The 23,472-nt window shown below is 72.8% G+C and carries 21 protein-coding genes; 12 read left to right on the forward strand and 9 right to left on the reverse strand.

The window, feature by feature from the left end:
• Window positions 1-2 precede the first annotated feature (2 nt).
• Window positions 3-200: a hypothetical protein gene (locus ODJ79_RS18530; RefSeq protein WP_263024731.1), complete on the reverse strand. Its 198-nt coding sequence runs from the start codon at window positions 198-200 to the stop codon at window positions 3-5.
• An 82-nt stretch (window positions 201-282) separates the two neighbouring features.
• On the opposite strand from ODJ79_RS18530, the gene ODJ79_RS18535 reads away from it, so the two are divergent.
• Window positions 283-2,286: a bifunctional adenosylcobinamide kinase/adenosylcobinamide-phosphate guanylyltransferase gene (locus tag ODJ79_RS18535; protein ID WP_263024732.1), complete on the forward strand. Its 2,004-nt coding sequence runs from the start codon at window positions 283-285 to the stop codon at window positions 2,284-2,286.
• Complete coding sequence (locus tag ODJ79_RS18540; RefSeq protein WP_263024733.1) at window positions 2,283-3,026, forward strand: adenosylcobinamide-GDP ribazoletransferase; 744 nt, start codon at window positions 2,283-2,285, stop codon at window positions 3,024-3,026. Before ODJ79_RS18535 ends, ODJ79_RS18540 begins: the two co-directional genes overlap by 4 nt.
• Here the strand turns inward: ODJ79_RS18540 and ODJ79_RS18545 are convergent.
• Both ODJ79_RS18545 and gcvT read right to left on the reverse strand, forming a co-directional pair.
• Window positions 3,012-3,365, reverse strand: coding sequence for an MmcQ/YjbR family DNA-binding protein (locus ODJ79_RS18545; protein ID WP_263024734.1), 354 nt, complete (start codon window positions 3,363-3,365; stop codon window positions 3,012-3,014). The two genes, ODJ79_RS18540 and ODJ79_RS18545, sit on opposite strands and share 15 nt — an antisense overlap.
• Before the next feature lie 4 nt (window positions 3,366-3,369).
• Window positions 3,370-4,473, reverse strand: a complete 1,104-nt coding sequence (gcvT, locus tag ODJ79_RS18550; RefSeq protein ID WP_263024735.1) for a glycine cleavage system aminomethyltransferase GcvT — start codon at window positions 4,471-4,473, stop codon at window positions 3,370-3,372.
• Window positions 4,474-4,613: 140 nt separating this feature from the next.
• Between gcvT and ODJ79_RS18555 the strand changes: the two genes are divergently transcribed.
• Window positions 4,614-6,149 carry a leucyl aminopeptidase gene (locus ODJ79_RS18555; protein WP_263024736.1) on the forward strand — a complete coding sequence of 512 codons (1,536 nt, stop codon included), beginning with the start codon at window positions 4,614-4,616 and terminating at the stop codon, window positions 6,147-6,149.
• Here ODJ79_RS18555 and ODJ79_RS18560 read toward each other — a convergent pair.
• Window positions 6,146-6,466, reverse strand: a complete 321-nt coding sequence (locus ODJ79_RS18560; protein WP_263024737.1) for a hypothetical protein — start codon at window positions 6,464-6,466, stop codon at window positions 6,146-6,148. The two genes, ODJ79_RS18555 and ODJ79_RS18560, sit on opposite strands and share 4 nt — an antisense overlap.
• A 135-nt stretch (window positions 6,467-6,601) precedes the next feature.
• Between ODJ79_RS18560 and lpdA the strand changes: the two genes are divergently transcribed.
• The 6 genes from lpdA (at window position 6,602) to ODJ79_RS18590 (ending at window position 13,748) form a co-directional block, all read left to right on the forward strand.
• Complete coding sequence (gene lpdA, locus ODJ79_RS18565; RefSeq protein WP_263024738.1) at window positions 6,602-8,023, forward strand: dihydrolipoyl dehydrogenase; 1,422 nt, start codon at window positions 6,602-6,604, stop codon at window positions 8,021-8,023.
• Window positions 8,024-8,066: 43 nt separating this feature from the next.
• Window positions 8,067-9,965, forward strand: coding sequence for a 2-oxoglutarate dehydrogenase, E2 component, dihydrolipoamide succinyltransferase (gene sucB / locus ODJ79_RS18570; RefSeq protein WP_263024739.1), 1,899 nt, complete (start codon window positions 8,067-8,069; stop codon window positions 9,963-9,965).
• Window positions 9,966-10,117: 152 nt separating this feature from the next.
• The gene (locus ODJ79_RS18575) at window positions 10,118-11,023 is read left to right on the forward strand and encodes a TIGR01777 family oxidoreductase (protein ID WP_263024740.1); all 906 of its coding nucleotides are present in this window, start codon (window positions 10,118-10,120) and stop codon (window positions 11,021-11,023) included.
• Window positions 11,024-11,055: 32 nt separating this feature from the next.
• Window positions 11,056-12,918: a DUF2079 domain-containing protein gene (locus tag ODJ79_RS18580; RefSeq protein ID WP_263024741.1), complete on the forward strand. Its 1,863-nt coding sequence runs from the start codon at window positions 11,056-11,058 to the stop codon at window positions 12,916-12,918.
• Between the two features lie 22 nt (window positions 12,919-12,940).
• On the forward strand, window positions 12,941-13,573 hold the full coding sequence (gene lipB / locus ODJ79_RS18585) for a lipoyl(octanoyl) transferase LipB (RefSeq protein WP_263024742.1): 633 nt from the start codon (window positions 12,941-12,943) through the stop codon (window positions 13,571-13,573).
• Between the two features lie 10 nt (window positions 13,574-13,583).
• Window positions 13,584-13,748, forward strand: a complete 165-nt coding sequence (locus tag ODJ79_RS18590) for a peptide ABC transporter substrate-binding protein (RefSeq protein ID WP_263024743.1) — start codon at window positions 13,584-13,586, stop codon at window positions 13,746-13,748.
• 18 nt (window positions 13,749-13,766) lie between these two features.
• Here the strand turns inward: ODJ79_RS18590 and ODJ79_RS18595 are convergent, their stop codons facing one another.
• Window positions 13,767-14,849 carry a PQQ-binding-like beta-propeller repeat protein gene (locus ODJ79_RS18595; protein ID WP_263024744.1) on the reverse strand — a complete coding sequence of 361 codons (1,083 nt, stop codon included), beginning with the start codon at window positions 14,847-14,849 and terminating at the stop codon, window positions 13,767-13,769.
• A gap of 61 nt (window positions 14,850-14,910) precedes the next feature.
• A complete protein-coding gene (aspS, locus tag ODJ79_RS18600; RefSeq protein ID WP_263024745.1) occupies window positions 14,911-16,176 on the reverse strand; it encodes an aspartate--tRNA(Asn) ligase in 1,266 nt (421 codons plus the stop codon).
• A gap of 393 nt (window positions 16,177-16,569) precedes the next feature.
• Here aspS and lipA point away from each other — a divergent pair, with 393 nt between their 5' ends.
• Window positions 16,570-17,466 (forward strand): lipoyl synthase, encoded by an 897-nt coding sequence (gene lipA, locus ODJ79_RS18605; protein ID WP_263024823.1) that lies wholly within the window; start codon window positions 16,570-16,572, stop codon window positions 17,464-17,466.
• A gap of 315 nt (window positions 17,467-17,781) precedes the next feature.
• On the forward strand, window positions 17,782-18,921 hold the full coding sequence (locus ODJ79_RS18610; RefSeq protein ID WP_263024746.1) for a hypothetical protein: 1,140 nt from the start codon (window positions 17,782-17,784) through the stop codon (window positions 18,919-18,921).
• Window positions 18,922-18,986: 65 nt separating this feature from the next.
• Here the strand turns inward: ODJ79_RS18610 and ODJ79_RS18615 are convergent, their stop codons facing one another.
• Both ODJ79_RS18615 and ODJ79_RS18620 read right to left on the reverse strand, forming a co-directional pair.
• Window positions 18,987-21,839 (reverse strand): helix-turn-helix transcriptional regulator, encoded by a 2,853-nt coding sequence (locus tag ODJ79_RS18615; protein ID WP_263024747.1) that lies wholly within the window; start codon window positions 21,837-21,839, stop codon window positions 18,987-18,989.
• Window positions 21,840-21,904: 65 nt separating this feature from the next.
• Complete coding sequence (locus ODJ79_RS18620) at window positions 21,905-22,090, reverse strand: hypothetical protein (RefSeq protein ID WP_263024748.1); 186 nt, start codon at window positions 22,088-22,090, stop codon at window positions 21,905-21,907.
• 169 nt (window positions 22,091-22,259) lie between these two features.
• On the opposite strand from ODJ79_RS18620, the gene ODJ79_RS18625 reads away from it, so the two are divergent.
• The gene (locus ODJ79_RS18625) at window positions 22,260-22,952 is read left to right on the forward strand and encodes a DUF4191 domain-containing protein (protein WP_263024749.1); all 693 of its coding nucleotides are present in this window, start codon (window positions 22,260-22,262) and stop codon (window positions 22,950-22,952) included.
• Between the two features lie 77 nt (window positions 22,953-23,029).
• Here the strand turns inward: ODJ79_RS18625 and ODJ79_RS18630 are convergent, their stop codons facing one another.
• Window positions 23,030-23,437, reverse strand: coding sequence for an RDD family protein (locus tag ODJ79_RS18630; protein ID WP_263024750.1), 408 nt, complete (start codon window positions 23,435-23,437; stop codon window positions 23,030-23,032).
• Window positions 23,438-23,472: the final 35 nt, after the last annotated feature.

The raw sequence follows: 23,472 nt of genomic DNA on the forward strand, positions 1-23,472 counted from the left end.
TGTCAGTCCGCCGGCAGCAGGCTCATCCGGTAGTCGACCCGATCGTCCTCGACCAGGACGACCTGGGCGACCCCGGCGTCGGCGAGCTCCCGCCACTCCTGGCCGATCCACGACTCGGCGTCCGACTGGCTGCTGAACGTCTCACCCGGGCCGGAGACCGGCTCACCGTCGCCGTTCTCGTACCGCCAACTCCACGGCATCCGCCGCTCCCCCTCACGTCTGGGCTCGTGCGTCTCCACCCTACGGCGTCGGCCTGTGCGGTCCGGCCTTAAGGTACGGAGCATGTCCGATGATCGGTGGAACACCGCCCTGGTGCTCGGCGGCATCCGCTCCGGCAAGTCAGCGTTCGCCGAGGCCCTGGTCGCGGACGCGCCCACGGTGCGCTACGTGGCCACCGCCCCGGGTGGGGAAAACGATCCGGAGTGGCTCGCTCGGATCGAGGCGCATCAGCGACGCCGCCCGCAGTCCTGGTCGACCGAGGAGACCGGTGCCGATCCGGCCCGGCTGACCGCCCTGCTCACCGAGGCGAAACCGGACGACACGCTGCTCGTCGACGATCTCGGCGGCTGGGTGACGGCGCTGCTCGACCCGGCCCGCCAGCCCAACGACGACGAGGCCGACGTCGCCGCGCTGGCCCACGCGGTGCGCGGCTGCCCGGCCCGGGTCGTGCTGGTCAGCCCCGAGGTCGGGCTGGCCCTGGTGCCGACCACGCCGATCGGGCGGGCGTTCGCCGACGCGCTGGGCGCGGCGAACCAGGCGCTCGCCGAGGCGTGCGACCGGGTCGCGCTGGTCGTGGCCGGCCAGCACATCTGGCTGAAAACCGAAGAATCGTACTTGTCCGAAGATGCAGGCATCGAAGCCATCGCGGCCGGCGGCGGCGGCGCGGCGGTCGTCGGCATCACCGAGGACCTCGACGACATCGAGATCCCCTTCACGCCCCAGGTCGTCGAGCCGGCCGCCGCCGAGACCGTGGCGGCCCCGACGGACGCCGGGGCGACGGTGCTCGACGAGCAGACCCAGTTGCTGCCGGTGATCGGCCGCGGGGTGGACTTCGAGGCGGGCCTCGACCTGCCGCTGCCCGACGGCGAGGCCGGCCCGGACGCCCGCGACCGCCTGATGGACGTCGACTTCGCCGGCGCCGGCCTCGGCGACCTGGTCGAGGCGGTCGAGTTCGCGGCGGCCACCCAGGGCACGACGATCCCCCGCCCGTGGGCGTCGGTACGCGTGCTGCTGGTCGCCGGCAACCACGAGGGCGGCGCGGCGGCCGGCGACGACCCGGACGACGTCGAGCGACGGATCGCCGAGGTCGAGCAGGGCGAAGGCGTGCTGAGCCGGCTGGCCGGCCAGGCGGGCGCGGACGTCGCGGTGCTGCGGGTGGCCCGCTCCGGCGCGATGGAGACCGGCCCGGTGATCGGCGAGAGCGCGCTGGAGGTGGCGCTGCAGCAGGGCTGGCGGCTCGCCGAGGCCGCCGCGGACGCCGGGCGCGACCTGCTGCTGCTCGCCTCGGTCGGGGTTGGCACCGACGCGATGGCCGCGGCGGTCTCGGCGTCGATCACCGGCGCCGAGGCGGTCGAGGTGCTGCCGCGGGTGCTCCGGCCGGGCGGCCGCTTCGACGACGAGTCCTGGATGACCCGCTGCGCCGCGGTGCGCGACGCGCTGCACCGGATCCGGCAGGAGGCGCGCGGCGCCAAGGGCATCCTCCGCCAGCTGGGCGGCGCCGACCTTGCGGTCCTGGTCGGCGCGCTGCTCGGGGCGTCCTCCCGGCGGCTGCCGGTGCTGCTGGACGGCCCGGTCGGCGTCGCCGCCGCGCTGGTCGCCCGCGATCTGGGCAGCCAGGCCCGGCACTGGTGCATGCTGCCGGACGCGGGCCGCCTGACGCTGGTCGCCAAGGGCGCCGACGTGCTGGGCCTGACCCCCGTGCTGGACCTGGGCCTCGGCCTGGGCGAGGGTGCGAACGCGCTGGCCTGCCTGCCGCTGCTGCGCACCGCGATCGGCTTGGCCGCGGCGGCGCCGGTGCATCCGGCGCTGCTCACCGAGCCGGGCGACGCGGGCCTCACCGACCTGATCGTGCCGAACGACGAGGACGTCGACTTCGCCGAGCCCGAGCCGGCCGGCCCCGGCCCGACCACCACCATCGACGCCGCCGAGGCGGAGCCGGAGGCCGAGGCGGAGCCGGAGGCCGTGGCTGAGCCGGAGGCCGAGGCGGAGCCGGCGGCCGGGGCCAAGTCGGGGGCCGAGCCCAAGCCCGAGCCGGGCGGCTCCGGCCCGGCCACGACCGAGGGGTGAGCGACGCCGCGGCCGGCGCCCGGCTGGCCGTGACCACGCTGACCGTGCTGCCGGTCAGGGGCGGCCGGGTCGACCGGGCGGCCGCGGCGTGGGCGATGGGCCTCGCGCCCGCGGTGGGCGCCGTGCTGGGCGCGGTTCTGGCCGCGCTGCTCTGGGCGCTGCGGTCGGCCGGCACTCCCCCGCTGGTGGCGGCGGCCGTGACGATCGCGGCCGCGGCACTGCTGACCCGCGGCATGCACCTGGACGGCCTGGCCGACACGGTCGACGCGCTCGGCTCCTACCGCTCCGGCGATGCCGCCCTGCAGATCATGAAAAAGCCGGACATCGGACCGTTCGGGGTGGCGGCCATCGCGCTCATCCTGCTGATCCAGACCGCGGCCGTTACCGGCCTCGGCGCGACGGGGCTCATCGTGGCCTGGGCGGCCGGCCGGCTGGCGATCACGGTGGCCTGCGCCCGCGGCGTGCCCGCGGCCCGGCCCGAGGGTCTGGGCGCGCTGGTCGCCGGGACGGTGCCCCGCCCGGCCGCGGCCCTCATCGCGGCCGTCGTGGTGGTCGCTGCCGCGGCGGCGACCCCGGACCGTCGGTGGCAGGGTCCGGCCGCCGTCGTCGCGTCGCTGGCCGTCGTGCTTGCTCTGCTGCGCCATTGCGTACGCCGTTTCGGCGGCATCACCGGCGACGTTCTGGGTGCGGTGGTGGAGGTGGCCACCACCGTGGCCCTGGTCGGCCTATCCCTGGGCTGAGTCGTACTCCTTGACGACCCGCTTGGGCGCGGTGCGCCGCCACGCCTCGGTCACCACCTGGCGCAGTTCGGCCGGGTCCGCCCGGGTCAGGTCGACCCGCACCCAGCCGTATCGGCCGGTGTAGGCCGCCTTCTCGTAGACGTCCGGCGCCCCGGCGATCAGCTCGGCCTGCTCCTCGAGGGACGCCTTGACCGAGGCGTACGACGACTCGGGGCTCCCGGCCGCGAACATCTTGTCGCCGTACCGCAGCGTGGGGTGTCCCCAGCTCTCGACGTGCACCTCCCGGCAGCCGGGCAACGCCAGCACCCAGTCGCGGAGTTGCTCGTACGTGACGGACATCGGGTCACCGCACCGAGGGCTGCACGAACGGCGGCTTGACCACCTTGGCCTCGATCCGCCGGCCCCGGACGTCGATCTGCACCAGGTCGCCGTCGGCGATGCCGGCCGCGGTGTCGATCAGAGCCAGCGCGATGCCGACCTTCTTCGTCGGCGAGAACGTGCCGCTGGTGGTCTCGCCGATCGCCTGGTCCCCGGCGTACACCGGCATGTGACCGCGGGGGATCCCGCGGCCGGTCAGTTCCAGCCCGCGCAGCACGCGACGCGGACCCGCGGCCTTCTCCGCCAGCAGCGCGTCGCGGCCCCAGAATGCGGGCTTGGACCAGCCGACCGCCCAGCCGGAACGGGCCTGCACCGGCGAGATGTCGAGGGAGAGGTCCTGGCCGTGCAGCGGGTAGCCCATCTCGGTGCGCAGCGTGTCGCGCGCGCCGAGCCCGCACGGCTGCACGCCGGCGCCCACGATCGCGTCCCACACCGCGAGCGCGTCGTCCCACGGCACGACCAGCTCGTAGCCGTGCTCCCCGGTGTAGCCGGTGCGGCAGACGATCAACTCGGCCTCGCCGAGCCGGGCGGTCGCGAACGACATGTAGTCGTGGTCGGTGGGCAGCCCCAGCTTGCCGAGAACGTCGGCCGAGCTCGGACCCTGCACGGCCAGCACCGCGAACTTCCGGTGCTCGTCCTCCACCGTCAGCCCCTCCGGCGCCGCGGCCCGCAGGCGGCGGACCACCTCGGCGGTGTTGGCCGCGTTCGGGATCAGGAAGACGTGGTCGTCGGCGAACAGGTACGCGATCAGGTCGTCGACCACGCCACCGCTCTCGTCGCAGCAGAGCGTGTACTGCGCCTTGCCGGGGCCGATGCGGTCCAGGTCGTTGGTGAGGCAGGAGTTGACGAACGCGGCCGCACCCTGCCCGCGGACCCGGGCCTTGCCCAGGTGCGAGACGTCGAAGACGCCGGCCGCCTCGCGTACGGCAGCATGCTCGCGCAGTACCCCGCCGCCGGCGTACTCCAACGGCATCTCCCAGCCGCCGAAGGCGGCGAGCTTGGCACCGAGCGCGAGGTGGCGTTCGTGCAGCGGAGAGCGGAAAAGGTCGTGGACGGCGTCGGCAGACATGACAGTGAACTTACCCGTGACCTTGCAAGTCGTTATTGTCGCGGGGACACCCTTCCCCCGTCGCCATCGCGACCGGGACCACCAGACCAGCCGGCGAGCTCAAGAAGCCGCCGGCCCCGAAACGCCCGCGGAGTGCCCGAGTGAGCCAGCCCAGCCTCAGCCTGGTCGACACTGACCCGGCCGAATTGGTCGTCGACGCGATCGTCATCGGCCTGCACAGCCAGCCCGACGAAGGGGGCGCCCTGCTGCCGGCTGCCGGGGCGGAGAGCATCGCCGCCGCGTTCGACGGCAAGCTCACCTCGACGCTGGCGCTGCTCGGCGCGAGCGGAGCCCCGGGCGAGGTGACCAAGCTGGCCACGCTCGGCACCATCGCGGCGCCGCTGATCGTCGCGGTCGGGCTCGGCGACGAGCCGTCCGGCTCCGCCCCCGAGCGGGAGAAGCTGCGTCGCGGCACCGGCGCGGCGGTGCGCGCGCTGGCCGGCAGCGCGACGGTCGCGCTGGCCCTGCCGGTGCCGGACGACCAGGACGCGCCGGGCGTGCTGCGCGCGATCCTGGAGGGCGCGCTGCTCGGCGGCTACCGGTTCGCCGGCTACAAGACCAAGGCGCAGCCGCGGCGCCGGGACCCGGTGGCCGCGCTGCAGGTGCACGTGCCGGACGCGGCCGACGCGGCGGCCGGCGCCGAGGTGACCCGGGCCGAGATCGTCGGCCGGTCGGTGCGGCTGGCCCGGGACTGGGTCAACATGGCGCCCAACGAGCTGCGCCCGCCGCAGTTCGCCGACGCGGTGGTCGCCGCCGTGCAGGGCACCGGCCTGCAGGTCGAGGTGCTCGGCCTGGAGGAGCTGAGGTCGGCCGGCTACGGCGGCATCGTGGCGGTCGGCCAGGGCTCGGAGGCGCCGCCGCGGCTGGTCAAAATCACCTACGTGCCCGAGGGGGTGTCCTCGCCCAAGAAGGTCGCGCTGGTCGGCAAGGGCATCACCTTCGACACCGGCGGCATCAGCATCAAGCCGACGGCCGGCATGTGGGAGATGAAGTCGGACATGGCCGGCGCGGCCGCGATCGGCGGGGCGATGCTGGCGATCGCGGCGCTCAAGCCACCGGTGGCGGTCAGCGGATACCTCGCGATGGCGGAGAACATGCCGTCCGGCTCGTCGTACCGGCCGGGCGACGTGATCACGATGTTCAACGGCAAGCGGGTCGAGGTGTTCAACACCGACGCCGAGGGACGCATGGTGCTCGGCGACGCGATCGCGCGGGCCTGCGCGGACGGCGCCGAGTACGTCTTCGAGGTGTCCACCCTGACCGGCGGCCAGGTGGTCGCGCTGGGCAAGCGGATCGCCGGGCTGATGGGCTCGGCGGACGCGGTCGAGCTGATCCGGGCGGCCGGCGACAGGGTCGGCGAGCCGGCCTGGCCGATGCCGCTGCCGGACGAGGTCCGCAAGGGCATGGAATCCGACATCGCGGACATCTGCCAGACCAACAACGCGATGGACCGGGCCGGGCACATGCTGCAGGGCGGCGTGTTCCTGCGCGAGTTCGTGGCCGACGGGGTCGAATGGGCGCACATCGACATCGCCGGGCCCGGATACAACGCGGGCGAGGCGCACGGGCACTGGACCAAGGGCGGTACGGGGGTCCCCGTCCGCACCCTGCTCCAGGCCGTGGAGGACTTGACCTAGCTGGTCCGGCGCTTCTGCCTGGCGTTGTAGTCGCGCATGCGCTGGGGGTAGCCGAGCAGGCGGACGTCGTAGATCGGCAGCGACAGCTGGTGGGCCCAACGCCGGGCGATCTCGGGCGACTCGATGCGGCGGCGGGTCCACTCGCCGTCGTGTGCGACGAGCAACACCGTGGTCTCGGTCACGGTCGTGCGGGGCTCGATGAATGCCTCGACGCCCCGGCGAGTGCGGACGAACTCCGCAAGGTACTCGAGATCGGCACGATCGACCGGTCGACCCGCCACCCGCTGGGGCGCGGTGCGCCGCCGAAACCAGGCCACTGCCCGCTCCTCACGCTCGATTTCCGCAAGGGTACGACGAGCGGGCACGCCGATCGGCACCTGGCTGCATCGATGGCTTCCACAAGTGACAAGATGGCTTGGACATACTGTGACCGTTTCCTTTGTGTGACCCACATGGCGACGGATGTGACCACTGGAGTCAACGTGAGCCAGCCGAACGGCGAAACCTTCGACATCGTCATCCTCGGCGCCGGCAGCGGCGGCTACGCGGCTGCTCTGCGCGCCGCTGAGCTCGACCTCTCCGTAGCGCTGATCGACAAGGCCGAGCTGGGCGGCACGTGCCTGCACCGCGGCTGCATCCCGACCAAGGCGCTGCTGCACGCGGCCGAGATCGCCGAGCAGACCCGGGAGAGCGAGCAGTTCGGCATCAAGGCCGAGCTGGTCGGCATCGACATGGCCGGGGTGAACGCGTACAAGGACGGTGTTGTCTCCCGTCTGTTCAAGGGTCTCACCGGCCTGCTCACGCACAACAAGAACATCACCGTGGTGGCCGGCGAGGGCAAGCTCGTCAGCAAGGACACGGTCGAGGTGGCCGGCAAGCGCTACACCGGCCGGAACGTCATCCTGGCCAGCGGCTCCTACTCGCGCTCGCTGCCCGGCCTCGAGGTCGACGGCAAGCGGGTCATCACCAGCGAGCACGCCCTTCGCCTCGACCGCGTGCCGTCGTCGGCGATCGTGCTCGGCGGCGGCGTGATCGGCGTCGAGTTCGCCAGCGTCTGGAAGTCGTTCGGCGCCGAGGTGACCATCCTGGAGGCGCTGCCCCGCCTGGTCGCCGCCGAGGACGAGGACATCTCGAAGCAGCTCGAGCGCAACTTCCGCAAGCGGAAGATCAACTTCAAGGTCGGCAAGCCGTTCGAGAAGGTCGAGCACACCGAGAACGGCGTGCGCGCGACCATCCAGGGCGGCGAGACGGTCGAGGCCGAGGTGCTGCTGGTCGCGGTCGGCCGCGGCCCGACGACCCAGGGCCTCGGCTACGAGGAGCAGGGCATCACGCTCGACCGCGGCTTCGTGATCACCAACGAGCGGCTGCACACCGGCGTCGGCAACATCTACGCCGTCGGCGACATCGTCCCCGGCCTCCAGCTCGCGCACCGCGGCTTCGCCCAGGGCATCTTCGTGGCCGAGGAGATCGCCGGCAAGCGCCCGGCGGCCATCGACGAGGCGGGCATCCCGCGGGTCACCTACTGCGACCCCGAGATCGCCTCGATGGGCCTGACCGAGGCCAAGGCCAAGGAGAAGTACGGCGCCGACAAGATCTCGACGTTCAACTACAACCTCGGCGGCAACGGCAAGAGCCAGATCCTCAAGACCCAGGGCTTCGTCAAGCTGGTCCGGCTCGACGACGGCCCGGTCCTCGGCGTGCACATGATCGGCGCGCGGATGAGCGAGCAGGTCGGCGAGGCGCAGCTGATCTACAACTGGGAGGCCTTCCCGGAGGAGGTCGCCCAGCTCGTGCACGCCCACCCGACGCAGAACGAGGCGATGGGCGAGGCGTTCCTGGCGCTCGCCGGCAAGCCCCTGCACGTACACGCCTGATCTAGTCGTTAACCAAAGACGAAGCGGTTAAGGAGTTCGGAGAATGCCGGTATCGGTCACCATGCCGCGGCTGGGTGAGAGCGTCACCGAGGGCACCGTCACGCGCTGGCTCAAGCAGGAGGGCGAGCGGGTCGAGGCCGATGAGCCGCTGCTCGAGGTCTCCACCGACAAGGTCGACACGGAGATCCCGTCGCCGGCCGCGGGCGTGCTGACCCGCATCGTCGTGGGCGAGGACGAGACCGCCGACGTCGGCAGCGAGCTGGCGGTCATCTCGGGCGACGGGGAGGACGCGGGCGCCGCGGCGCCCGCCCCGGCCGCCGCCCCGCAGGCCGAGGCCGAGCCGGAGCCGCCGGCGCCGACCACCCCCTCGACCGAGAAGCCGGTCGAGGCCGAGGCTCCCGCGCCGCAGCAGGACGCCGCGCCGCAGCAGGACGCCTCGCCGTCCGCGGGCGGCGAGGGCACCGACGTGAAGATGCCGGCGCTCGGCGAGAGCGTCACCGAGGGCACCATCACGCGCTGGCTCAAGCAGGTCGGCGAGACGATCGAGGCGGACGAGCCGCTCCTCGAGGTCTCCACCGACAAGGTCGACACCGAGATCCCGTCGCCGGTGGCCGGCACGGTCCTCGAGATCAAGGTGCAGGAGGACGAGACCGCCGACGTCGGCGCGGTGCTCGCGGTGATCGGCACGCCCGGCTCCGCGGCCCCGCAGGCGCCCGCGCCTCAGGCCGCTCCCGCCCCGCAGCAGGAGGCCCCGCGGCAGGAGGCCCCGAAGCAGGAGGCGCCGAAGCAGGAGGCCCCGAAGCAGGAGGCGCCCGCTCCGCAGCCGCGGATCGAGTCGGCGCCCGCGCCGTCGTTCGCGCCCGGCGACTCGTACGCGGAGCCCTCGGCCGCGGCGGAGACCGCCAAGGACCCGTCGGCCGCCGAGCGCAGCGCCGAGCCGCCGGCCGCGGCCGCCACGCCGACCCGCGAGGCCGCCAAGGCCAACGGCGCCGGCGACGCCGGTTACCTGACCCCGCTGGTCCGCAAGCTGGCCGCCGAGAAGGGCGTGGACCTCTCCAGCCTGACCGGCACCGGCGTCGGCGGCCGCATCCGCAAGCAGGACGTGCTCGACGCGGCCGAGGCCGCGGAGAAGGCCAAGGCCGCCCCGGCTCCGGCAGCGGCCGCCGCCCCGCCGGCCGCTGCCCCGGCTGCCCCGGCCGCCAAGCCGGCCCCGAGCCCGCTGCGCGGCCGCACCGAGAAGCTGACCCGCATGCGCCAGACGATCGCCCGGCGCATGGTCGAGTCGCTGCAGGTCTCGGCCCAGCTCACCACGGTGGTCGAGGTGGACGTCACCAAGATCGCCCAGCTGCGGAACAGGGCGAAGGCCGCCTTCCAGGCCAAGCACGGCGTCAAGCTGACCTTCATGCCGTTCTTCGCCCTCGCCGCGGTCGAGGCGCTGCAGCAGCACCCGACGGTCAACTCGTCGCTCGACCTCGAGGCCAACACGGTCACCTACCACGACGGCGAGCACCTGGGCATCGCGGTGGACACACCGCGCGGCCTGATCGTCCCGGTGATCCGCGACGCCGGCGACCTCAACCTGGCCGGCCTGGCCAAGCGGATCGCCGACGTGGCCGACCGCACCCGGAACAACAAGATCGGCCCGGACGAGCTGTCCGGCGGCACGTTCACGCTGACCAACACCGGCAGCCGGGGCGCGCTGTTCGACACTCCGATCATCAACCAGCCGCAGGTCGGCATCCTCGGCACCGGCGCGGTGGTCAAGCGGGCCGTGGTGCTCAGCGACCCCGACCTCGGCGAGATCATCGCGCCGCGCTCGATGGTTTACCTGGCGCTCAGCTACGACCACCGGATCGTGGACGGCGCCGACGCGGCCCGCTTCCTGGTCACCGTCAAGGAGCGCCTGGAGGGCGGCCAGTTCGAGGCCGAGCTCGGCCTGTAAGCGGGACGGACGCGGCTGGCAAGCGGACGAACGCGGCTGCTAAGCGAACGGACGCGGCTGCTAAGCGGACGAAAGGGGGTGTGCCGGATTGATCCGATCCGGCACACCCCACTTCGGTTTCGGACGGGTTCACGGATGGGCATCATGGTGAGATGCGGATCCTGATGGCCGGCGCCTCCGGCTTCCTCGGCACGCGGCTGGGCGACCGGCTCGCCGAGGCCGGACACGAGATCACCCGGCTGGTCAGGCGGCCGGCCCGGACCGCCGACGAGTCGCCCTGGCGGCCGTCGCAGGGCCAGATCGACCCGGCCGTGGTGGCCGCCGCCGACGTGGTGATCAACATGGCCGGCGCGAACATCGGGACGCATCGCTGGACCGCGCACTATCGCGGGGTGCTGCGGTCGAGCCGGGTCGACACCACCGCCACGCTGGCCGACGCGATCAAGCAACTGCCGCCCGCCGACCGGCCGGGCACGATGGTGCAGGCGTCCGGGATCAGCGCGTACGGCGACACCGGGGACCGGCCGACCACCGAGGCGGGACCGGCCGGGCAGACCTTCCTGGCCGACCTGTGCCGGGTCTGGGAGGCCGCGGCCCGGCCCGCCGAGGACGCCGGCACCCGGGTGCTGCTGTTGCGTACCGCGCCGCTGATCGACGCGACCGGCGGCCTGCTCAAGCCGCTGCTGATCCCGTTCCGGCTGGGCCTGGGCGCCAAGCTCGGCAGCGGCCGGCAGTGGATGGCCTGGATGGCGCCGGCCGACTGGCTCGGGGCGGTCGAGTTCCTGCTGGACCGCGAGGACGTGGCCGGCCCGGTGAACATGACCGGGCCGGCGTCGTGCACGAACGCGGAGTTCACCCGGGCACTGGCCCGGGCGCTGCACCGGCCGGCGATGCTGACCGTGCCGGGCGTCGCGCTCGACGTGGCGCTCGGCGGGCTCGCCGAGGAGCTGCGGGTGAGTGTGCGCGCGGTCCCCGCCGTACTGGAAAAAGCGGGTTTTCACTGGTCGTACCCGGACATAGACGCCGCGGTTCGGGTCGCCGTCGACACATCCCCGTAGACGAAACAGCTTCGCTTGCTAACCTGCGCGTGATGTTCGTCGCAACGCCTGCCACCGATGCCGCCGAGGACCGCCCGGCCCCGCCCGACACCGTTACGGTGGTCCGGCGGCTGCGGTCCCATCTGCTCGTGGCCGTGATTGCGCTGGCCCTGGCGGTTTACCTGGTCCAAGGGCTCTGGCAGCAGCCGTACCATCACGTCATCGCGGGCAATGTCGGCGACCAGGCGTTCTTCGAATGGGTGCTGGCGTACGGCGTGCACCTGCTCCGCGACGGCGGCGACCCGTTCTTCGCCACCGTGATGAACGCGCCGAACGGCGTCAACCTCGCCGCCAACACCTCGATCACCGCGTACGCGATCCTGTTCGCCCCCCTGACGATCCTGGCCGGCCCGCAGGTCACCTTCGCGACGGTGCTGACGCTGAACATGGCCGGCTCGGCCTTCGCCTGGTACCTGTTCTTCGACCGGTGGGTGACCCGCAACCGGCTTGCGGCCGCCGTCGCCGGGCTGTTCTGCGGGTTCGCGCCCGGCTTCGTCGCGCACGCCAACGCGCACCTCAACTGGACCGCGGGCTGGGTCGCGCCGGTCGTGCTGTGGTGGCTGTTCAAGCTGCGCGAGCCGGGTCGCTGGCTGCGTAACGGCGCGGTCCTCGGCGTACTCCTCGGCGTGTCGTTCACGGTCGCGGCCGAGGGGCTGTTCTTCACCGCGCTGGCCGGCGGCGTGTTCCTCGTCGTCTGGTCGCTGTCCCGGGCCACCCGGGCCGAGGCGCGCGCCGCGCTGCCTACCGTGCTCAAAGGGCTCGGGGTGACCGCGCTGGTGGCCGGTGCGCTGCTCGCCTATCCGCTGCACATGCACTTCTCCGGGCCGCAGACGTTCGCCGGCACCGGCTTCAACCAGCGGCACTACGCCGAGGACCTGGCCGCGTACTTCTCCTTCTCCGACCGTACGATCGCGGCTCGGGCCGGGCTGGGTGCCAACTACGCGGCCAACCCGACCGAGCAGACCTCGTTCTTCGGGCTGCCGCTGATGCTGCTGGTCATCGCCTCGTTCGTGCTGCTCTGGCGCCGGGCCGACCCGGGCCGCCGGGCGACGCTGCGGGCGCTGGCGGTCGTCGGCGGGGTGTTCCTGGTGCTCTCGCTCGGGCCGCGGTTGCATCTGTTCGGGACGGAAACCCCCATTCCCCTTCCGTACGCGTTGCTCGCGCACCTGCCGCTGTTCGACTCCGCGCTGCCGCTCCGGTTCGCGCTGGTGCTGGTCGGCGTGTTCGGCACGATCCTCGCGTTCACCGCGGACCGGCTGCTCGACCGCGACGAGGTGCCGCACCCGGCGCACGCGCCGTTCGCCGCGGCGTTCGCGTTCGCGCTGGTCCCGCTCTTCCCACTGCCGCTGCTCTGGAGCGAGCGCGCGCCCGAGCCGAAGTTCATCGCCGACGGCACCTGGCAGCGGTACGTGCCCGAGGGCGGGACGTTGAGCGCGCTGCCGTTCGCGATCAACGTGGCCGCGGACGGCCAGCGCTGGCAGGCGTACACGATGGCGCGCGGGGGACGGCAGTTCCGGATCCCGGACGGATACTTCCTCGGTCCCGATGTCGGCGGAGCCGACGAGAAGGGCCGCATCGGCGCGCCGGCCCGCCGCACCGACTGGCTGTTCCTGCGGGCCGCGCTGTACGGCTACGTCCCGGTGGTCGACAACTGGGATCGCGCGCAGGCCCGCGCCGACTTCCAGTACTGGGGGGTCGACGCGGTCTTCCTGCCCGACGAGATCACCGGGCCGGACGGGATGCTGTACCGCTCGGCGGTCGAGAAGAGCGCGACCGAACTGCTCGGCCCGCCCGAGCGCGTCGACGACGTGCTGGTGTGGCGAATCCGTCCGGGTGTGGATCCGATCGACCGGTGACGCCGGGGTTATGTTGGGGGGCGTGACATCCTCCACGCTCACCGTGCTGCGTCCCGGCCTGGTCGACTACCGTGAGGCCTGGGCCGAGCAGCGCCGCCTGCACGACGCCGTGGTGGCGGGCGACCAGCCCGACACCATCCTGCTGCTGGAGCACCCCAGCGTCTTCACCGCCGGCAAGCGCACCGAGCCCGCCGACCGCCCGATCGACGGCACCCCGGTGGTCGACGTCGACCGCGGCGGCAAGATCACCTGGCACGGTCCCGGACAGCTGGTCGGCTACCCGATCCTCCGCCTGCCCGACCCGGTCGACGTGGTCGCCTACGTGCGCCGCACCGAGCAACTGCTGATCGACGTGTGCGCCGAGCTCGGTGTCGCCGCCGACCGGGTCGAGGGTCGCAGCGGCGCCTGGGTGCGCGCCGACGACCGCGGGCCGGACCGCAAGATCGCCGCGATCGGCATCCGGGTCGCCCGCGGGGTCACCCAGCACGGCTTCGCGCTCAACTGCGACTGCGACCTGTCGGCGTACGACCGCTTCGTGCCCTGCGGGATCCGGGATGCCGGGGTGACGTCGCTCAGCGCCGAGCTCGGCCGGCCGGTCCCGGTTGCCGAGGTGCTGCCGGTCGTCGAGCGGCACCTGCCGACGCTGTTCGGCTGAGTCGCACACCATGGCTCTCTACCGGGATCCGCGGGACCGCCGGATCTTCGTGCCCAAGGAGGGCGGTGGGCTGGCGCTGAACTTCGGCCACCCCATCGCCTGGGCCATCCTGATCTGCACCACGATCATCCCGCTGGCGATCGTCGCCGCGGTCACCATCGCGGTCCTCACCTAATCGCCGGACGGTCGGCCCTCAGCTGATCCGCCAGACCGTCAACGACCTGCCACTCGCCGGGCAGGCCAGGAAGCGCCCGGCCGCGTTGCAGCCGGACGGCGCGAACACCGGCAGCCCGCCGAGCACCCGGCCGTCGGCCGACCGAGTCACGAACGTGTGGTCGCGGTCGTACCGCAGCAGCAGGTCACCGGCCAGCGAGCCGTGGCCCAGTTCCCGCACGACCCGGCCGGTCGCCGGATCGATCCGGGCCACCCGCTGATCGCGGGCCACCGCCAGCCCGTCCGGGTCGATCACACGCCACCGCGGGCTGTGCCAGCGCACCGCGCCGGTGGCCGGATCGAGCCCCCAGGCGCCCCGCTCGGCGGTGACGCAGATCAGGTTCCCGCACGGCCCGACCTGGTCCGGCGTGATCGGGATGCGCCAGAGCGGCGCGAGGTCGCGCAGGCGGTATGCGGCCAGGGACGTCTGCCCGTACATGTAGATCGTGTCGCCGATGATCTCCGTGGGGGCCACCCCGACCGTATCCGGCCCGGACGTGTCGACGGCCAGGTCCTTCTCGCCGGAGATCACCGAGCCGTCGACCGCCGAGTAGACCACGGCCCGCCCTTCGCCGTCGATGCCGATCACGTAGCGGTTCTCGACGTCGCCGTCGAACGTCCACGCCGACGTGGCCCGCTGCCAGAGCACGCGGCCGGTGGCGACGTCGGCCATCCGGAGCGTTCCGGACAAGTCGGCGTACGCCACCCGGTCGCCGAGAACACGGACGTAGCTCGGTCCCTGGGTTCGCCACCGCTCCCGGCCGGTGCGGGCGTCCAGGAAGGACGTCGTCGGTCGGACCACGAGCGTGCCGTCCGCCAGCGAGAGAGTGAGCGGCGACACGCCGTCCACCCGTACCGACCAACTCGGGCCGCCGGGCACGAGCGGGATAGCCGATACCCGGCCGTCCTCCCGGGCCAGGTAGATGGCGTCGGCGGTGAGCAGGGTGAACCCCGCGTCACCGGTGTTGGTCACCGCCGTCAGCTCGCCGAGCCGGGCCGGCCGCGCCGCCCCCTGCACCAACAGGGTCAGCAGCAGCACGGCCGCGAGCAGCGCCGGCCGCATCCGCCGTCGTCGGGGAGGGGCCGGCGCTGCTCGCGGCAGCACGTCGAGGTCGATCAGCACGCTAGGGCGCGATCCGGTGCAGGTCCCGGGGGAAGGCGGTCACCTCGCGCACGTTAGCCAGCCCCAGCAACCTTGTCACCAGGCGTTCCAGGCCGATCGCCCAGCCGCCGTGCGGCGGCATCCCGTAGCGGAAACCGTCGAGATAGCCCGCGTACGGCTCGAGTGGCTCGCCCGCGGCGGTCAGCGCCGTCACGTAGTCCTCGTAGCGGTGCAGCCGCTGCCCGCCGGTCACGATCTCGAGACCGCCGAAGAGCAGGTCGAAACCGTTCGAGTACGCCGGGTCGGCCGGGTCCGGATGCGTGTAGAACGGGCGCTTGCGCATCGGGTAGCCGGTCACGTACACGAAGGCGGAGTCGTGCTCGCGCCGTGCCCACTCGCCCAGCGCCCGCTCGTAGGCCGGGGTCATGTCGCCCTCACCGGCCGGAGCGCCGGCGATCCGCAGCGCCTCGGCGAACGGCACCGCCGGAATCTCGGACGGCACCTTCGGCGTCTCCACGCCGACACTCTCCGCGATCGTCGCCATCATCACGCGCAGCGTGCTGGTCAGAGTCGCCATCACGTCGCGGTGGTCCGCGACGAAGCCCATCTCGGCGTCCAGGGATGTGTACTGGGCCAGGTGGCGGGCGGTGTCGCTGGGCTCGGCGCGGAACACGGGGCCGACCTCGAAGACCCGCTCGAAGACGCCGACCATCAACTGCTTGTAGAACTGCGGCGACTGCGCCAGGTAGCCGGGCCGTCCGAAGTAGTCGATCGCGAAGACGTCGGCGCCGGACTCGGTGGACGATCCCACGATCTTCGGTGTGTGGATCTCGACGAAGCGCTGGGCGGTCAGCGCCGTACGGAATCCGGCGGCAGCCGCGGCCGCGACCTGCAACGCCAGCCGGCGCCGCGGATGCCGCAGCGCCAGCGCGGCATGGTCGAGCTGGGTGGGCAGACTCGCGCTCAGCGCGGGTCGATGCAGCTCGAACGGCAGCGGTACGTCCACTCGCGACAGCACGTGGATCCGCGGCCCGGTGAGCTCGATCCCGCCCGGCGCCTGCTCGCTGGGCGTCACGGTGGCGGTGACCTCGACCACGCTCTCCTCGGTGAGCGCCTCGAGCTGAGCCCGGGTCTCGGGTGCCTCGACGACGACCTGGCTGAGGCCCTCGGCGTCCCGGACGATCAGGAAGGCCACCGACTTCAGCAGGCGGCGGCGATGGATCCAGCCGGCGATGGTCACGGTCTCGTGCGCGTGCTCCGCCAGCTGGGTGGAGAGGATGCGTTGCATGGCGGGAACCTCCTCTGGTGTCTGCAACGCGGCCCCAGGGAGGTGTGGGCGAGCGGGAACCTCGCGGTGCCACCACACCTTCACGCCGGTCGAAACCGGCGCCTCTTGTCGTGCTCGGCTCAGGACTGTCTTCGCACCCGGCTGTCCGGGCCGCCATCACAGCTACGGCGGCTCTCTCGGCCGGTAGGGCGGGGTGCTACTTGGTTCCCTCGACGCCGTTCCTATTCGATCTGTCGGACGTTAACAGCAGGGGACCAACGGGGAAACCGAATTATCACGGCGTGAGTGACGGCGGTCACATCGTCGCCCACGTGAGCCTCGTCGCCCCTGTCTAGGCAGGAACCTATTCAGGCGTATTTTGGGGCTGTGACTATTGCTCCCGAGGGCCGCCGCATGCTGCGCATCGAAGCGCGCAACGCCGAAACTCCCATCGAGCGGAAGCCTCCGTGGATCAAGGTCAAGGCCAAGATGGGGCCCGAGTACACCCAGATGCGCGGCCTGGTGCAGAAGGAAGGCCTGCACACGGTCTGCCAGGAGGCGGGCTGCCCGAACATCTACGAGTGCTGGGAAGATCGCGAGGCGACCTTCCTGATCGGCGGTGACCAGTGCACCCGCCGGTGCGACTTCTGCCAGATCGACACGGGTAAGCCGGCCGAGTTCGACGCCGACGAGCCCCGCCGGGTCGGCGAGTCGGTGGCCACGATGGGCCTCCGCTACGCGACGGTCACCGGCGTGGCCCGCGACGACCTGCCCGACGGCGGCGCCTGGCTGTACGCGGAGACCGTCCGCCAGATCCACCGCCTCCAGCCCGGCTGCGGCGTCGAGCTGCTGATCCCCGACTTCAACGCCGACCCTTCGCAGCTCGCTGAGGTGTTCGGAAGCGCGCCCGAGGTGCTGGCGCACAACGTCGAGACGGTCCCGCGGATCTTCAAGCGCATCCGGCCGGGCTTCCGCTACGAGCGCTCCCTCGGCGTCATCACCCAGGCCCGGGCGGCCGGCCTGGTCACCAAGAGCAACCTGATCCTGGGCATGGGCGAGGAGCGGGCCGAGATCTCCCAGGCGCTGCGCGACCTGCACGGTGCCGGCTGCGAGCTGATAACGATCACGCAGTACCTGCGGCCGACGCCGCGGCACCACCCGGTGGAGCGGTGGGTGAAGCCGGAGGAGTTCGTCGAGCTGCGCGAGGAGGCCGAGCAGATCGGCTTTGCCGGGGTGATGAGCGGGCCGCTGGTCCGGTCGTCGTACCGGGCCGGGCGCCTCTACCGTCAGGCCCTCGAAGCCCGCGGTTGATCGTTCCGCTCCTGTTCGCCCGATGCCCCGGCCCACGCCGGGGCATTGCCATGTCCGGGCGTGATCCTTACCACCGCCGGCCGGGGCTATGGCTCGATACTCACCCTCGGTATGACATTTCGGGCATGCGCGTTTTGGGCAAGTCGATCACGGTCTTGGCGATGCCCACCAACCGGGCCTAACCTCGATCAGCCGGGACAAACCAGCCCCGGCGGGGAGACGCAGACCCTGGCCGAGCTCGATCCGGTCACCGTTCCACGGCCAGGCGAGTCAGTGGTGAGACCGCCCCCACCCGAACCATGTGGGGACCACATCATGCGCCGTTTGTTGCTGATCCTCGCCGTCATGGCGACCTCCCTCGTCCTGGCCCCCTCCGCGGCGGCCACCGCCTCCCCGGCCGCCACCGCCACCACGGCCGCCACCGCCACCACGGCCGCCACCACCACGGCCGCCACCACCACCACGGCCGCCACCACCACCACGGCCGCCACCGCCACCAGGGCTGCCACCAGCGCCGTCGCCGCGGCCGCGGCCACCACCTGCGTGTCCGCCGAGAGCGCCTCCTACCGCCACTCTTTCAACGGCCCGGCCGGCACGGTCACGATCACCGCCACCCGCCCGCTCTGCGCCGGCGAGTCCCAAACAGTCGCTCTGGCCTCGTACACCGCCGCCGGCACCCCCGGCACCGCCGCCGGCCAGTTCGTCTACGACACGGCGACCGGCAGGCTCACCGGCGGCAACCGCAGCCTGACGCTCAAAGTCGCCGTCCCCGGCTGCCTCACCCAGGTGGTCGCCTTCTTCGGCACCGCCGTCCAGACCGAGCTGACCAGCACCGGCGCCCCCTACGGCAGCGCCAAGCTGGGCAGCGCCGCCGGCCGATCGACGGGCCCGCTCTCCTGGTATGCCGGGGGCGCCGCCGCGTGCACCATGACGCCCACGGTCGCCTACACGTACGCCTGCGACGGGACCTTCGTCGCGACCCTGGCCAACGGCGCCGGCGCCAACACTTCGGCCGTCTTCCTCACCGGGGGCCGCCGCATCCGCCTCTCCCCCGGCGGCTCCACCACGGTCAACGCCGCCGCGGGCGCCACGCTGACCGTCCGGGACAGCAGCTTCACCACCCACGTGGCGACGTGGCGGTCGCCCGCCACCGGCTGCGCCGCCGCTCCCCCGCAGGCCCCGGCCATGCCGGTGGCCCAGCCCGCGACGGCCGCGCCCACGGCCTCGCCATCGGCCTCCGCGGCCCCCGCCACCACCGCGCCGCTCACCACCGAACCCGTCTTTGACGCACCCGCCGCCTACCCGACGTTCGCCGACAAGGCGGCGAAGGCGATCACCGCCCGGACCGGCATGGGCCTCGGCAGCGTCCTCCTGATCGCCCTGGGTGTCCTGATGGTCGGCGCCGGCATCGCGGCCATCGCCTACCTGGTCCGCCAGAATCGCAGCCACGCGTAACCGGCCTCAGCCTCACCGGCCGACCAGCCCCCGCCAGGCCAGCCTCAGCCCTCACCAGGCCGGCCTCAGTTCCCCAGCAGTCCCAGTCGGTGCGCGACCGCCGCCGCCTCCATCCGATTGGCCACCTCGAGCTTCGCGATGATCCGCGAGACGTGCACGCTGGCCGTCTTCGACGAGATGTACAGGCTGGCGGCGATCCGGCCGTTGCTGTACCCCTCGGCCACCAACCGCAGCACCTCCCGCTCCCGCGCCGTCAAGACCTCCGGTCCCTCCGCGGCCACGGCCGTCCCCGGAGTCCGCAACCCCAGCCGCCGCGCCAGCGTCTCCGAGGCCTCCAGCAGCGGCCCGGCCCCCAGCTCGTCCGCGATCATGGCGACCTCGCTCAGCGTCTCGGCCGCCACCCCGCGCGACGCCGCCTGCGCCTCGGCGAGCCCGAGCAGCGCCACCGCCAGCTCGTACCGCCGGCCGTCGGCCCGCCAGGCGTCGACCGCGGCCCGCCACCGCTCCTCACCGCCGTGCAGCGTCGCCCCCACCTGCGCCGCATACGCCCGTTCCGCGGGCTCCTGCCGGGTCAGCCGGCCGGCGACGTCGCCGACCGCCGCCGCGAGGTCTTCCGCACCCGGCGCGGCGACGGCCGCCCGCGCCGCCGTGGCCAGCAGCGGCCACGAATACCGGGGGCGCTCGAAGACGAACGACTCGTGGATCGCCTTGCGCGCCACCTCGGCCGCCGCGATCGGGTCGCTCGCGTCCAGCGCCAGCAGCATCTTCAGATCGAGCAGGTAGAGCCGGTTCTCCGGCTGGAGATACGGCTTGCCGAGCCACAGCACGGCCTGGTTGCCCAGTGCCGCGGCCCCGTCCATCCCGCGGGCCAGCCGCAGCCAGGCCCGAAGCCGCAGCCACGGAAGCGCCAGCCGCCCGGGCGGGTCGTACCGGGCCGCCTCGGCCAGCCGGGCGTCTGCCTCGTCCCACCGGCCCAGGGCGAGCAGCGCCTCGGCGTGGTTGGCCAGCAGGAACACCCCGGTGGTCCGGCTGACCCCGACCCGGTCGGCGTCCGGCACCCCCTCGGCGGCGGTGGCCGCGGACTCCTCGTACCGCCCGATCTCGTACAGCGCGTCGGAGATGTTGACCAGCGAGTGCGACAGGCTGGACAGGTCGCCGGCGGCGCGGGCTCGTTCGGCCGCCGCGTACATGGTCGGGAGGGCTTCCTCCGGCGGCATCAGCCCCGCGCAGACCTCACCGAAGACCACCTCGGCGGCGACCAGGGTGGCCAGGTCACCCTCGTCGGCGGCGGCCTCCCGGGCCTCCCGGGCGAACGCCGTGGCCCGCTCGCCGTCGATGCTCGCGTAGATGTGGGCCAGATCGGCCAGCAGCCGCGCCCGGTCGGGCCCCTGCGGCGCGAGGCCGAGCAGGCGGTGCGCCTCCAGGCACTCGGCCGAACCGTCGCTCTTGCCGGCGTTGCGCAGCAGTTTGGCCCGGCGCAGCAGCAGCCGGGCGGCGCGCAGCGGCTCGGCCTCGGCATCCAGGTCGCGCAGTGCGGCCCGGGTCAGGGTGAGCGCACGCATGTGGTCGCCGGAGTCGACGGCGACCATCGCCGCCACCTCCAGCAGGTCGAGATGGCCGATCCCGAGCAGCGTCTCGGCGTCGGGCACGTCCTCCCACAGCTCGAGCACGCGGTCGAGCAGCTTGCCCTGCTCGCCGTACGCGAAGCTCCGGCCGGCCGTGTCGGCGGCCCGTTTCGCCGCGACCAGCGCCCGGGCGTGGTCGCGCGCGGCATACCAGTGGTGGGCGATCTCAGCCGGCGCCCGCCCGGCGGAGACCAGCGACGGATCCTCCTCGACCGCCACGGCATAGCGCGCGTGCAGCCGGGCGTGCTCGCCGGGCAGCAGGTCGTCGTGCACCACCTCGCGCACCAACGCATGCCGGAACTCGTAGCCGCCGTCGGGATCGAAAATGATCAGCTGGGCCGCCACGATCGCCCGCAGCGCCGACTCGAGGGCGCCCTCGTCCATCCCGGCGACCCGGAACAGCAGCTCGTGGCCGAACCGGGTGCCGCCGACCGCGGCCACCCGCAGCACCCGCTGGGCCGGCTCGGGCAGCAGGTCGACCCGGGACAGCAGCAGGTCGCGCAGGCTGGTCGGAATGTCGCTACAGGCCGGGTCGGCGGCGGCCGCGAACTGCTCGATGAAGAACGGGTTGCCCTGGGCACGCTCGTTGACCGCGTCGACGGTGGTGGCGTGCGGCTCGACGCCGAGGAGCTGGGTGAGCAGCTCGGCGGTGCCCTCCCGGTCGAGCCGGTCGAGCTCGTGGCGCTGCACGCCACGGACCCGATCGAGCTCGGCCAGGAACGGCCGCAGCGGATGCCCGCGGTGCAGCTCGTCGGTGCGATACGTGCCGATGAGCAGCAGCTGCGGCACCCGGGCGGCGCGCACCAGGAACCCGATCAGGTCGCGGGTGGACCGATCGGCCCAGTGCAGGTCTTCGATGATCAGGACGACGGGCTGCTCGCCCCCGACTCGCTCGAGCAGAGCGCCGACCGACTCGAACAGCAGGCCGCGCCGCGCGTCGCCGGGCTCGGGCGGCGGCCCGAGCTCGGGCAACAGGCGGGCGAACTCCCGCTCACGCCCGTCCAGGATCGCGGTGCCCTCGGCGCGTACGAGGTCGCGCAGGGCCGAGGCGAACGGCGCGAAGGGCAGACCCTCCTCGCCGAGCTCCAGGCACTGGCCGGTGAGCACCCGCACCGGCTCGCCGGCCAGACCGCGGCGGAACTCCTCGATCAGCCGGGTCTTGCCGACCCCCGCCTCGCCGCCCACCAGGACGGTGGCCGGCTCGGCCGAACGGGCTCGTTTCAGCGCGTCGCGCAGCGCGGTCAGATCGGCCTCGCGGCCGACCAGGACCTCGCTGTGCGCATGCGCCGTCATGAGGTCGAGCATGCCATGGGGGTACGACAAGAATCGCTCGACTTTTTCCGCGGTCATGGCGGCGCTCAGGCCGCGGCGGTCACGTGGCCACCGCGGCCCCGCTCCGGCCTGCGGCGCCACCGGCCGAACCGGCGGCTGCGGCCGGCGGAGGCGCCGCTGGCCAGCCTGTAGTCGGCGGCCTCGCGGATCATCTGGGCCACCTTCTGGCGGTGCAGCTCGAGCGCGGTGTCCGGGTAGACGTTGGAGAACATCTCGGTGCCTTTCGACGACTTCTTTCGCTGATGTCATCGACTCTTCGCCGGAAGGCACCCCCGCCACATGAGGCAGCCTCCTCATTTCCGCGCCCGTACCCTCCTTACCCGGGCCTTCGGCAGGTGCCCGGGCCGCGTAAGGCACCGCAGCACTACTACACTTCCGGGTATGGCAAACCCGCAGGAGAAGGTGTCGTTCGGCGAGCGCCTGAAGCAGATCGGTCAGGTGTTCTCCTTCACGGCAAAGCAGGACAAGTGGTTCGTTCCGCTGCTCGTCGCGGCGGTCGCGATCCCGGTCGCTGTGACCGTGCTCGTCGTTCTCCTGACCGGCGGCTACATCTGGATCCCGGTCGGCATCATGGTCACCCTGCTGGCCGCCGTGATCGTGCTCAACCTGCGGTCCAACGCCGCGATGATGAACGCGGCCGAGGGCCAGCCCGGCGCCGCCGCGTCCTTGATCGAAAACATGCGCGGCGACTGGCGCGTGCGCCCCGCCGCGAGCTCCACCACCAGCTTCGACATGGTGCACGTGGTGATCGGCCGGCCCGGCGTGATCCTGCTCGGCGAGGGCCACCCCCAGCGCGTCCGCGGCCTGCTCGGCCAGGAAAAGCGGCGCCTGTCCAAGGTGATCGGCAACGCACCGATCTACGACTGGATCATCGGCAGCGAGGAGGGCCAGCTCAACATCCGTAAGCTGCGCACCACGCTGATGCGCCTGCCGAAAAACCTGACCGGCAAGGACGTCAACGCCCTCGACAAGCGCCTCGGCGCCCTGATGGCCCGCCCGCAGATGCCCAAGGGCGCGATCCCGAAGAACATGCGGCCGGCCCGCGGCGCGTTCCGCCAGCAGCGCCAGCGCTAGAAAACCCGAAAACCGCCGATTTCGTACGCGGCGAGCCTCGCCCCACGCGGATCAGCGGCCGTCCCCGCCTCGCCCCGTCACTGCTTCCGGCGGCCCTGAATCATCACCGAGCCGGCGACCCGGTCGTGCACTCCACGACCGTCCCCATCGGAGATCATCGCCGGGATGAGCAGCGCCAGCAGCGCCGCCCGCAGCAACGCTCGCGGAATGCCGACCGCCCCGCCGTCCGCGATCGACACGCACCGGATCCGGACCAGCGCCATGCCCAGCGTCTGTCCGAAGAGGCCGACGAAGAACGCGTGGGCCAGCACGAACACGGCCAGTTGCGGCCACGGGTTCCGCGCCAGGCTGTCCACCAGGAAGCTGGCGACCAGCGTGGCCGCGAGCCAGTCGACCAGCAACGCCAGCAGCCGCCGCCCGAACGACGCGATCTCGGTCTCACCGAGGTCGGCGGCGGGCGGCTTCGGGTTGCTGGTGGTGGCCATGGTGTCAGGGTAGCCGGGCAGGTTTCGGCGACCGG

Source organism: Actinoplanes sp. KI2, from assembly GCF_025630775.1.
In the GTDB taxonomy this organism is placed as follows: Bacteria; Actinomycetota; Actinomycetes; order Mycobacteriales; family Micromonosporaceae; genus Actinoplanes.